Origin of the sequence: Paenibacillus sp. FSL R5-0912 (assembly GCF_000758605.1) — a bacterium.
Lineage (GTDB): Bacteria > Bacillota > Bacilli > Paenibacillales > Paenibacillaceae > Paenibacillus_AQ.
Map to the genome: position 1 here is coordinate 4,659,534 of NZ_CP009282.1, position 13,089 is coordinate 4,672,622.

The window sequence follows — 13,089 nt, forward strand, 5'->3', positions numbered from 1 at the left end:
TGCACCTCCGCTAGGCTTATTATATTTTCATTTCCTCTTTTTTGGCAATTTCCGAGTTGATGTTGACTGTGAACCAGATGTAAATACTCTACCAATTTCAGACAAAGGGTCATTACCTCTTATATTATTCATTTTCTCAAAATTGTGTATACCACCAAACCCTTTATGCAACGATTGCGGAACAGCTGCGGCTTGTCCGCCTCCACCAATATGATGATGAATAAGCTTATCACCTTTATAATCTTTATATTGAGGAAAATGTTTAATAAATTCATCGTCTACTAATGGTACTAATCCATCTTGAATTCTATCAACATTCTCTTTGCTTAGAACTTCAGGATATTTTTCTAGAATTTCATTAAAATGTTTTGAAGCATCTCGTTCCCAGCCTGCCGAATTTGTTCCACTCTTTCCTTTTCCTTTATAATTCATTTCTGAAACAAGTTTAGGATCCGCTCTGTATTCAATCGGAATTTTCTCAACATCGACATCACGGTATGCTCTGATGTTGCTATAGTCAATCTTGTTGACCGTTTCTCTTGGAAGATTCCCTGTACTGTTAATACTATCAAAATCAATTTTACCGTCTTTTTTAGCTACTGCAGAATTATAAACATCTATTCTCTCAGAAGTATTCAAACCGCTAAGTTTGTCCAACTCAGCCTTAGTACTAATCCCTGCTTTTCTCCCATCGAGATTTTCTACTTCTTCTATAGTACCGTCAGCCAGCAGCACCCAAGGATTAACCTCGCCATATAGACGGATATGCTTACCCTTGCGCTCCAGCTTGAACTTCTTGAACTTGAACTTCTGCAGAATCCGGTCAACCAGACCCTGGAGCTTTTTGGCCCCCTTCATGAGCCCCTTTTGCAGGCTCTTGATCACGATTTTACCATTACGGATCATCATGCTGCCGCTCTTGGAAGCAAGCTTGGCTCCGGATTTCAGCAAGCTCTTGATGCCCTTAGCTCCTGCACCTGCTGCGTTCTTGACTCCCGTAGCCGCGGCTCCGATCCCCTTCTTCGCAGCTTTTCCGGCCTTATTGAGCCCTGCTCCGATGGCCTTGAAGCCCAGCTCCATAGCCAGCTCAACGAGTCCCATCGCAAGCGCGGTTGCGAGCGCAATGGCCGCAGGCTCAATCATCTTCTGCCAGCCCTGGCTCAGATAGGTGCCGATATAACCGGAGGCTTGGACAAGAGTCTCGGCGACGGACTTAATCGCATCCGCTTGCAGGTACACGGTGATCATGTTGATAATCATCGGAAGTGCCGCCGTGATCGCTCCGCCGGTAACAATCTCCGCTACTACAACTCCAGCCAATATACCGATGACTGCAGCCAAAAGCTTCAATCCGTTACTCTTCATCCATTTTATTACAAATCCTTTAATCTGGTCAAACAACATTTTCGCATTGTTCGCACGAAGCTTCGCACCGTCGGCAATTTTCCCGCCGAGACTTTGTTCTGCTTTTCCGGTGTCGAATTCTGCCATGATGCTGTCCATCGTAGCCGGGTCGCGGCTGCCTGAGAGCTGCTTGGTTTCCCCGTCCTTAAGGTTCGCTTCCTGCACCAGTGCAGGGTCCATCTCGCCTTCTTCCACCGACTCCATCTCGATATCTTCTGCGGTAAGCTTCTCTTCCGCAGTCGGACCCGCTTCCTCTACAGCTCCGCCTTCTGCCGCTGCTGCCCCCATAGGCTTGGAGATGTCTACACCGAGCAGATACTCCCACATCTTGCCTTCCAGGTGGCTGAAGGAACGCTTCGCTGCCTTGCCGAGCGCCCCGATCCGGGCGAGCACATCCAGAAAAGTAGCAATGAGCAGGTTGCCTAACGTTGAGATCAGCTTGGTATAGAAGTTCTGCACCGCAGCCAGAGCCTGGTCCACCTTGGCGGCCAGGAAATCCATGACCTGTGTGACTTTGGTTTTGAGCTTCTGTGCCAGCTGGTTTACGGCCTTAATGGCCTTGTTGACGACTCCGTCAATTTTACTGCATATTTTGGCGGCTATGCCTGGGAACTTGGTAAATACCACCGATACCAGCTTCTTAAGCAGCGTACCCAGTCCCTTGATGAGGGTGGTAATCAGCTTGCGGCCCAGTTCAATAATACCCAGCACCGCCTGTTTGGCCTTTTCAAAAATAAACTTGACCGCTTTTCGAAGACCCTCGAAAATGAAGTTGACCGCTTTCTTGACTATATTGACAACCGCCTCAAGCTTGTCCTTCACCCAGCCCAGGAAGCCGCCTTTTTTCTCTTCCTTTGCCTTTTCCTCCTCGTGCTTCCCGTCTGCCTCCTTCTTGGCTTTGCTGTAGGCCTGCGTGGCTTCCCGTTCAGCTTCGGACTGCTTCTTCTGTGCCTCACGCTCTTTTTCCGTCCGGACGCTGTTAATTTCGCCCTTTTTCTGCTGTGCTGCCGCTCCGGCCTGTCCGGCATAGTCGGCTTCAGCTGCATCCAGCTCACTTTTCCATTCGCCCCTGAGGTTATCCACTTCCGACTTTGCCCCGGCCTGCTGGCTCAGCTGCTTGTTCCTGGCATCGGCTTCCGCCTGCTGAATTTGCGCATGGCTGTCTGCTTTGGAGAGCTGTACCTTGGTGTCGAACTTCTCCTTTTCCTTGCTGTATTCAGCCTGCTTGGAGCCAAGCTGCTTCTTCATTTCCGGCGCAAGGCTGTGATTCAGACCCGCAGTCATATCCGCAGGCAATCCCAGTACCGGCAGCTTCTTGGCTGCGGGTGCGGCTCCGCCTTGCAGCTCTGCTGAGGACTTCAGCGTGGAACCGTCCGGCTCGGGATAGATGTCATTCTCACCAAAGGGATGGTTAATCTGACCCATCTCGGCCTGCTTCGCTGCTCCCACCTCGCGGGAGGCCTCCTGGTTAAAGCCCTCAAGCTGGGAAGGATCTGCCTCGCCGGTAAGGCTGATGCCCGGCGGCTGAGCCGCCGCAGAACGGATTTCGCCCATAATGGCCTCAGGATTACCTTCCGGGCCGGAAGATCCGATGTTCATTTGGTTCAGATTACCCGCAAGCGCGGCTCCGCCGGTGCGTTCACTTTTGAACCCTTCCGGAACAGCATGCTTCAGCATCCCCGGCTTTTTCCGGGCTTGCAGCACTTTTCCCTTCAGCCCTGTCGGTGCAGGAACTGCAGGCATCCCCTGTTTGGTCTTCTGCTTCTGCTTCGCGAACGCTCCTGCGGATACATTCACAGCCTGGGCATAGGCATCCCCCAGCTCAGTGGGCTGAACCTGTGTCAGCTGATCTAGAATTTGCCCCGGATCTTCCCCGTGGATGGTCACCTTCTTGGCCTTAGCCGGCTCTTCCTTCCCCTCCCCTGCCAAAGCGCCCAGTGCCGCTCCCAGCGAAGGCTCCTTCGCAGCTCCCTTCTGTGTGGATTCTCCCTTGCCCTCTTTGGCTTCATTGGCGGGCTTCGTTTCCTTATCGGCCTTCGGCGCTGTCGCCTCCTTGGCATTCATAGCCACCTTGGCTTCTGCAGGCTGTTCTGTTTCAGCTTCTTTCCCTTGCGGAGCCGTCTTTGCCTCCACCTGCCGGGGAGCAGCGGCCTTCGCTTTTCCGTCCGGCTGACCCGGTGCTAATCTCCCCTTGCTGACTCCAGTTCCGGCAGAAGTCCCTCCAGCTGAGGGTTTAACCCGCTCTTGGGAGACATCACTTCCCGCTGTTTGATGATTCGATTCCGCCTTGTCCTCCGTCTTCGGTTCTGGCTCTGGGCTGACTTGCTGCACCTCTGCTTGCGCCGGAGCCGGTCTTTGCTCTTGAACAGGTTCCGGCAGAACCGGCTCCCGGTCAACCTGCGAATTCTCCGGACTTCCCTGCCCTTGTTCAGCGGGTGTGGTCCCGGCAGATTTCTCTTCCTTCCCCTCTGCCTTCCGGCTATCCTTCAGGCTGGATAACAATTGAACCACGGCGCGGTTGCCCAGGGTACGCTGAAGCGCCAGTTTGTCTTCACGGCTTAAGGAAGACGGATTCTGGCGAACACGCCTGATGATCTCAACCGGGTCCGGTTGCTTCGCAGCTGCCGGCCGTACGAATACCTGCGGATTGCTGTATGGTTTATGACCGCCGGGTGTTTTCTCTTTGTCCTTGCTCACGGTTGCTTGGGTCTGCAAATGGAGTCCCCCCTCTGTAAAAAATCGATCCTACAGATAAAGTAAAATCCATAGCGTTTTTTACAGCCGGAGGCACAAATAAATCCATCTATTGAATTATTTATTGAAAAACCCAATGCCAAAAAAGCCACCCGGGGGTGGCTGTAATCCGAAGCTGCTGATTATTGAATATTTGAATCTGCCGCTTGTCCCGAAGCCTGGCGCAGTTCGTTGGCTAGACGGTGAAATTCTTTTCTGGACTCTGCACTGCCCGCAGCCATATAGGCAGCTTGAATGAACGCGATGATCTTATTAGCATCCTCTTTGTTCAGCATATAGTCATTTTCCTCTCCGTTTGTATTGCCCGGCTGTAGACCAGCCGCAGGCAGCGTGTTCCACCAGCCCACATCTCCACTGGACAGATCCAGATCCACATTCACTCCGTGGACCGGCTGACCCAGCCCTCTGGGGCCGTTGTCGTACTGATAAATGTGAATCCCCTCTGCCTTCCGGCCTTTGCTCCAGGCGTAGGTCTGCCAGAAGCCGGTGCAGGCCTTGGCTGCCATTGCAGCCTCAATAACAGCCACGCTTCCATAGACACCTGAGCGGTAATTCCGGGCAGCCTCACCCGCTGCCTTGATATATTGGATTACCGTATCCATCTGCTTGGCAGATGCGTCGAAATCTACAGCGAAGTAGATCCGGCTTCCAGCAGGCTGCCCAACCGCTAACGCCGTCTGTGCGGCAATCACCCCGTCAGTCAGACCGGCGGTGCGTCCGCCCAGCGCACGGCTGGCAGTCGTTTCAAACACAGAGACGATCTGCAGTCCGGCAGCGCTGATGGCCGCCGCCTCTGTCCTCGTAAGCCTTTTCCAGCCTGAGGGCACGAGGTAACGGCAGGCGAACACATAACCGTCATCCCGGAACTGCTTCGCCAACTTCTTCGACAGCGGAGCCGCACAATCAAATCCTTTGGCCATCCATGTCCTCTCCCTCTTCACGTCAATCATCCACTGCTGCTTCTGCTACCCGATTAATATTTTAATCAAGAGGCCGGCTGCGGCAATACATATCCCCACACTGCTGATCAGGGTTCCTACCAGCCAACGCTGGTTCTCCCCTTGCCTGAGCTTCAGTCTGGACAGTTCATCCCGTATCTCATCCATACGCAAATGTGCTGATTTGCTGCTCTGCATAGCCTCCAGTGCAATATCCCTTGCGCTGTTCATGATGTCGAGCTTTGTTTCTACGCGGGTCAACCGTTGAAGTATTTCATTCATGTCGTCTGGCATATAGTACCCCCGGAATGGAGCTGGTTGATCTCTCGATAATAAAATATAAACTCCAAGCTGCAGCCAGTGTTTCGGCGGCAGCCTGGAAGCCGTGCAATGCTGCACTTGCCCGCTTACGGTTCCATGCCTGCAATCAGATTGCCGGAGGAGTAGGCCGTAATTTTGTTGGTATCGGTATAACCTGTTGCCGATGCATTGAAGGAATAGTCATTCGTCTGGGTATAGTTCGAATAATTGGTTTTCCAGAACCTGCATTGGATTTCCACTTCTTCACCCGGCTTCAGACTTCCGGCACTGCTGGAGAATCCGATTTCCAAGTAATAATCACTGCCGGTTTTGCTAGCGGTCTTTTGAAAGCTCCCTGTAATATAGGACTGAATGGTTCTGCTGCCGGAACTACCCGATACCCTGGAGTAATCGGTATAGAAGCTCTGGGACTTCTCGCCATCTATCGTGTAGTAGTATCTAAGCTTGATGCTCGAGAGCTGAATGGTGCTGCTGCTTGTGTTCTCAAAGGTTATTCTCGGAAAAATCGTATTCGATACGCTGCTTCTGCTGGCGTTATACGATTGAACCTTAAATACCTGAGTTACGGTTACATATTGCACCGCCGTTGATACATTGCCGTTCACATCCGTGGCCGTCCAAGTGACCGCTGTTTTCCCGAACGGGAAGCCGTCTGCCGGAGCATCATTCTTCAGCGTAAATCCGAAGATATCGGTCGCTGTCGCTTGGCCCAGGTTTACAGGAGTTTTGGTGCCGAGAGCTGGAACAGCAATATCTGCTGGTGCTTTCAGCACCGGCTTCGTGGTATCCTTCACCGTGATCTTCTGCACGCCTGTAGTCACGTTACCATTGGCATCCGTTGCCGTCCATTTCACTTCTGTCATGCCCAGCGCATAATCCGCCGGAGCATTGCTGGTCACCGTCACCCCGAATATATCCGTGGCCGTTGCCAATCCGATGTCTACCGGAGTTTTCAGCGCAGTCGCTTCCACCGTCTTATCTGCCGGAAGCTTTAGCACCGGCTTCGTGGTATCCTTCACCGTGATCTTCTGCACGCCTGTAGTCACGTTACCATTGGCATCCGTTGCCGTCCATTTCACTTCTGTCATGCCCAGCGCATAATCCGCCGGAGCATTGCTGGTCACCGTCACCCCGAAAATATCCGTGCCCGTCGCCAGGCCGATGTCTACCGGAGTTTTTAGCGCAGTGGCTTCGGCGACTTTATCCTCCGGCAGCCCTAGCACAGGCTTCGTGGTATCCTGCACCGTGATCTTCTGCACATCTGTAGTCACGTTGCCATTGGCATCCGTTGCCGTCCAAATAACTTCGGTCATGCCCAGCGCATAATCCGCCGGAGCGTTGCTGGTCACCGTCACCCCGTAAATATCCGTGCCTGTTGCCAAGCCGATATCCACCGGAGTTTTCAGTGCGGCTGCTTCCACCGTCTTGTCTGCTGGCAGCTTCAGCACCGGCTTCGTGGTATCTACTACCGTAATCTTTTGCACGCCAGTGATACTGTTGCCGTTCTCATCCGTTGCCGTCCAGATCACTTCGGTTGTGCCCAGCGCATAATCCGCCGGAGCATTGCTGGTCACGGTAACCCCGTAAATATCTGTAGCCGTTGCCAACCCGATGTCCACCGGAGTTTTCAGTGCGGCTGCTTCCACCGTCTTGTCTGCCGGCAGCTTCAGCACCGGCTTCGTGGTATCTACTACCGTAATCTTTTGCACGCCAGTGATACTGTTGCCGTTCTCATCCGTTGCCGTCCAGATCACTTCGGTTGTGCCCAGCGCATAATCCGCCGGAGCATTGCTGGTCACGGTAACCCCGTAAATATCTGTAGCCGTTGCCAACCCGATGTCCACCGGAGTTTTCAGCGCGGCTGCTTCCACCGTCTTGTCTGCCGGCAGCTTCAGCACCGGCTTCGTCGTATCCTTCACCGTAATCTTCTGCACGCTTGTTGTACTATTGCCGTTTGGATCCGTTGTGATCCAGGTGACTTCCGTCGTGCCCAGCTCATAATCCGCCGGAGCATTGCTGGTCACGGTCACCCCGAAAATATCCGTAGCTGTAGCTATACCGGTATCTACCGGAGTTCTCAGCGCGGTTGCTTCCACCGTCTTATCTTCCGGCAGCTTCAGCACCGGCTTCGTCGTGTCCACCACAGTAATCTTCTGCACGCCTGTGCTTACATTGCCGTTCGCATCCTTTGCCGTCCATATAATCTCCGTTGTACCCAGCGCATAATCCTCAGGTGCGTTGCTGGTAACGGTCACATCATAGATATCTGTGGCTGTAGCTTCCCCAATCTGTACCGGCGTCTTCACTGCCGTTGCTTCTAACGTAATGTCTGCCGGAAGCTTGAGCACGGGCTTGACCGTATCCGTTATGGTCACCGTTACAATGCCGATCATGGCATTCCCGCTGTGATCTTTGGCTGTCCAGGTTACCTTTGTTATTCCAAGAGGGAACTCCGCAGTTATACTATCCTCTGATGTAATTGGACCTTGTTCACCAAAACCGGGAGCATCCGTGGTTAGCGTAACCGGGAACAGCTCGAGCACCTCTGGCACTTCCAGCTCTACCGGGGTTGCCAGCGCGGTTGCTTCCTTGGTCAGATGCAGAGATCCTTTGAACTTCAGCACCGGTTGAGTCGTATCCTCAACGGTAATTCGCTGTAATACTATAATTTCGTTGCCATTTACGTCCTTGGCCTTCCAGTTGACTGTCGTCGTTCCCAGCGGATAGTCGGCAGGAGCATCCGATGTAACCGTCACAGGGAAGATATCCTCCGCCGCAGCTTGCCCTATTTCAATAGGGGTCCGAACTGCGGTTGCCTCAACGGTCTGATCCTTAGGAACAATAAGCGTCGGCTTCGTGGTATCCACTACCGTAATCTTTTGAACAAAGGCAGTCACGTTGCCGCTCTCATCTGTTGCCGTCCAGGTAACCTCCGTAGTACCTAGCGGATAAGTTGCCGGAGCATTGCTCTCAACCGTAACTTTGAAAATATCTGTTGCGGTTGCTTGTCCAATCTCCACTAGTGTCTCAACCGCTGTAGCTTCTACGCTCATGTCTTCCGGTACGTTCAGCTGCGGCCTGGTCGTATCTACGACCTTAATCTTCTGTACCTTGGTAGATACATTGCCGTTCGCATCGGTAGCAGTCCAGGTGATCTCAGTTATGCCCAGCGGATAAGCATCCGGGGCGTTGTTTACAAGCGTAACTTTGAAAATATCTGTTGCGGTTGCTTGCCCGATCCCCACAGGTGTCTTCACCGCTGTAGCTTCTACGATCCTATCTTCCGGCACGTTCAGCTGCGGGCAGGTCGTATCCACAACCGTAATGGTCTGCACCTTGGCAGATACATTGCCGTTCGCATCGGTAGCAGTCCAGATGACCTTCGTTTCACCGAGCGGATAGGCATCCGGGGCGTTGTTGGTAAGCGTAACTGGATAAATATCCGTTGCTGACGCCAGTCCGATCTCCACAGGCGTCTGCACTGCGGTGGCTTCCACCGTCAGATCTTCCGGCATAGTGAGCACTGGTTTCGTGGTATCTACCACTGTTATGATCTGTACCCCAGTGGAGATATTGCCATTCTCATCTATGGCCGTCCAGTTCACTTTTGTGATACCTAACGGATAAGCCTCCGGGGCATCGCTCTTGACCGTAACCTCGAATAAATCTGTGGCTGTTGCCGTCCCAATTTCGACCGGTGTGTGTAGCGCTGCAGCTTCTACGGTTACATCCTCCGGAATACTAAGCACCGGCTTTGTGGTATCCACTACTGTAACCTTTTGCTTGCGGTTGGACACATTGCCGTTCTTGTCCTTGGCCGTCCAGGTCACCTCTTTCACTCCCAGAGGGAATGAAGCCGGAGCATCGCTGGTCACTGAGGCGACTCCGAAAATATCTGTGGCTGCCGGCACCCCGAGCTGAACCGGAGTTGTACGTCCGGTGGCTTCAATTGTAATATCCGGCGTTGCAGCTATTACCGGTGCGGTATTGTCCACAACGGTAATAATTTGCGTCCCGGTACTGAAGTTCCCGTTCGCATCGGTCGCCTTCCAGGTCACAATTGTTTTGCCTAGCGGATAACTGGAAGGACCATTACTGACAACCGTTACCGGGAACAGATCCGTTGCCGTAGCCTTGCCAATATTGACAGGGGTACTAACTGCTGTAGCCTCGATGCTGATATCCTCAGGGACTGTCAGCACTGGCAGTGTTGTATCGGCTACCGTCACTTTTTGCTTGCCTGTAGTTACTAAACCGTTGGCATCCTTAGCGGTCCAGATGACTTCAGTCGTTCCCACTGAATAGACCTCGGGAGCATTGCTGGTTACTGTAACCGGAAAAATATCCGTAGCTGTTGCCTCTCCAATCACTACCGGAGTTTTAACTGCTGTAGCCTCGACTCCTACATCTGCAGGGATCTGGAGTTCAGGAGCGGTCGTATCCACTACCGTCACATCCTGTGTCCCAATCGCCACATTACCGCTTGGATCACTAGCCATCCAAGTCACTCTGGTTGTGCCGACAGGGAAATCATCCGGCGCATCGTTAATGACAGTGGTCTTGAATAGATCGAAGACAACGGGCTGGCCCAGATCAACTATGGATCTGACCGCTGTCGCCTCTACTGTAATATTCTCAGGTACAGTAAGGACTGGCTTGGTAGTATCCACGATCTTGATCTCTTGCGTACCTATAGTTGCATTGCCATGTTCATCTGTTATGGTCCAGGTCACCTTGGTCGTGCCAAGCGGGAAATCTGCCGGAGCATCCTTCGCGATTGTCACCGGGAATATTTCTGTTACCACCGGCTGGCCGATGTCCACCTTCGTTCTTTCTCCGGTCGCTTCTGCCGTTTTATTGCCTGGCAGCGTGACAAGCGGCTTCGTTGTATCTACAATTTTTACCGTCTGTGTTAGCTTGGTGCTGTTGCCGTTCTCATCGGTAGCTGTCCAGGTAACTACCGTGGTCCCAAAGATAAAGCTGTCTGGTGCATTGTTCGTAACCGTAACCTTGAAAATATCTGTAGCCGTCGCCTGCCCCAGCTCTACCGGTGTCTTAATGGCAGTGGCTTCTGCTGTAATATCCCCGGGCACTGTCAGGTGTGGCGCTGTCTTGTCTGTAACCGTGATCTTCTGCACCTGTTCCGAGACATTTCCATGCTCGTCTCTGGCTGTCCAGGTTACCAGGGTTGTGCCTACCGGATAGTCAGCCGGAGCATCATTCGTTAAAAGCACATCGAACAGATCAGTGGCTTCGGCTTGTCCGGTAGCTACCTTCGTCCGTTTGGCTGTTGCTTCCACTGTAATATCCTTCGGAATCGTCAGCTCAGGCTTGGTTGTATCGGTAATCACGATAGTCTGATCTGCTGTAGAGGTATTGCCATTCTCATCTTTCGCCACCCAGCTGACCTTAGTGGTTCCTACCGGATAGTCTTCAGGCGCATTATTCGTAATACTTACCTTGAAAATATCCGTAGCGGTTGCTGTGCCAACAGCTACCGCTGTTCTTCGGCCCACAGCTTCTTTCGTAATGCCCGCAGGCACAGTCAGCACCGGCTTGATCCGATCGACTACTGTTACCTTCTGTGTAGCTGTGATCACGTTGCTGTTCGCATCTGTCGCGGTCCATGTGACCGTAGTTGGACCTATAGGGAATTCCTTCGGCGCATCATTCACCACAATGACCGGAAAGATATCAACGGCCGAGGCTCCACCAACAACAAACGGTGTTTGTACAGCCGTAGCTTCCACTACGATATCTCCCTGCACAGTGAGCACTGGTTTCGTTGTATCCTTTACGGTGATCTTCTGCACCTGTGAAGAAGTATTGCCAACCGGATCCACAGCTGTCCACTTTACAGTTGTCGTACCGATTGGATAATCCGCCGGTGCATCGTTTGTCAGGATGACATCCGGGATGGAAATATCCTGAACGGAGGCTTTGCCAATATCGACAGGAGTACGTACTGCCTTGGCCTCAATAGTAATATCTGCCGGAACGGTGATTACCGGAATGGTTTTATCTATTTTCACTTCCGTTGTCTGCACAGGTGTACTGTTACCTGCCTGATCCACTGCCCAGAATGTAAGAGGTGTAATTCCTTCCGTCTGAACGGCGAACGAAGCGGTTGTTCCTGATACAGTCTTCTCTTCCCCGTCTGCTCCCAGTGTATAATGGATCTCCTTAACACCCGAGTTGGCATCTGAAGCGGTGAGCGAGACTGTGACATCCGTACTGTTCCAGCCCTTATCATTCGCTTTCGGGCTTAGAATGCTGGCAATGAGCGGGCCGCTCTTGTCAATTTTCACGGTCACTGTCCGGGCGGCTTCCGCATTCCCGGTCTTATCCACAGCCCAGTAACTGACTGCAGTTGTTCCTTCCTCGTCGATCTCAAGCCCGGCACTTGTACCCGCAGTTTTCACGGCATCATTCTCACCCAGCTTATAATAGATAGAGTCCACACCGGAATATTGATCCTCTGCGGCAAAATGCAGCGTTGCCTTCCCGTGATTCCAGCTGCCGGCTTCGGCACCCGTCACGGTTATCGCTGTAACCGGAGCGCTTTTGTCAATGTTAATGGGCCCAAAGGTCGCGATGGAATAATGGTTCTTATCCTCATCACTGGTTGCGACACTGTCAACAGCCTTCCCCGTTGCCGTCATGCCGACTCCCTCAGCTGTGAAGCTCTGATCGGAGGTCAGTGATTTGATGCCGGATAAGGTATCTTCCGCCGTGTAATGAACCGTCACCGAATGACTGGTCCAGGTTCCCGCAATGTACGGAGTTCCACCATCAACCTTCGCTGTGGCCTTAATCGTAGGCGGAGTGGTGTCGATCAGGTTGGAGCCTACGGAACCGATCTCCACCTTGAAGGTAACCGGCTGCAGACCCGGGACTGTAGCTTTCACCTCCAGTGTCTTAATGACACCAGTGCTTTTAGAATAGACCTGGTAGCCTTCTCCAGCATAACCTGTGTAGTTGTTAGCGGCTGTGGCATATCCGTTTGCATCCGAGAAAACCGTGATCCCAGTGCTGTTAAGCCCGCGCATAACCGCTGTGATTGTGCTGTCCTCCGAAACGGTGAATGTAACCGGAACACCTGCCAGCGGATTGCCCGCCAGATCCTTGACAGCCACGACCTGCGGAAGCATAAATCCGCGTCCCCCTGGAATAACACCCGAGGCCTGTGACAGCTTGATCTGCTGCAGCAGCGGTGACACCGGGGCCATCGTTCCCTGTACATCGCTGGCCGCAAGCAGACTCAGCTGATACGCACCGTGATGCAATATGACTCCAAGAGTAGGGTCTAGCCCATACACCGAATCATATACGGAATTGTAGACCGATTCTTTGACTGTTAATCTATTCTGAATCGGCTGTACGGTAGGCGGAGCATCATACACTGCCGCAAAAGCTTTGCCTGCGCTCTGATCCGAAGAGCCGTCCGGGAACATTTTCGCTGAGCCGAATACGGCGCCGGGCGCCAGCATCAGAATCAGGAGTGAGAGACACAGCCATTTACTGATAATGCCTAACCGTCCTTGCTGCACATGCTTCATTTTCCTCTTTGAATGTTTCATCATGCATCCCCTAACTTTTTATTTGATAAGCGTATTAATCATGGCGAAGCTTGGCCCCTCCTTTACTAATCAAAGGGAACTGCGGGCAGGAT

Annotated in this window: 4 protein-coding genes; all 4 read right to left on the bottom strand. The window is 52.5% G+C overall.

Features of this window, described 5'->3' with window-relative positions; all coding sequences use genetic code 11:
* Positions 1-27: 27 nt before the first annotated feature.
* The 4 genes from R50912_RS19740 to R50912_RS19755 all read right to left on the bottom strand — a co-directional run bounded on the left by R50912_RS19740 (position 28) and on the right by R50912_RS19755 (position 12,997).
* Positions 28-4,119, bottom strand: a complete 4,092-nt coding sequence (locus R50912_RS19740; RefSeq protein WP_052416520.1) for a hypothetical protein — start codon at positions 4,117-4,119, stop codon at positions 28-30.
* A 161-nt stretch (positions 4,120-4,280) separates the two neighbouring features.
* Positions 4,281-5,078, bottom strand: coding sequence for a DUF1906 domain-containing protein (locus tag R50912_RS19745; protein ID WP_042237273.1), 798 nt, complete (start codon positions 5,076-5,078; stop codon positions 4,281-4,283).
* A gap of 45 nt (positions 5,079-5,123) precedes the next feature.
* Positions 5,124-5,390 carry a hypothetical protein gene (locus R50912_RS19750; protein WP_042237275.1) on the bottom strand — a complete coding sequence of 89 codons (267 nt, stop codon included), beginning with the start codon at positions 5,388-5,390 and terminating at the stop codon, positions 5,124-5,126.
* A gap of 113 nt (positions 5,391-5,503) precedes the next feature.
* Positions 5,504-12,997 (bottom strand): HYR domain-containing protein, encoded by a 7,494-nt coding sequence (locus R50912_RS19755; RefSeq protein WP_042237276.1) that lies wholly within the window; start codon positions 12,995-12,997, stop codon positions 5,504-5,506.
* Between the last annotated feature and the right edge of the window lie 92 nt (positions 12,998-13,089).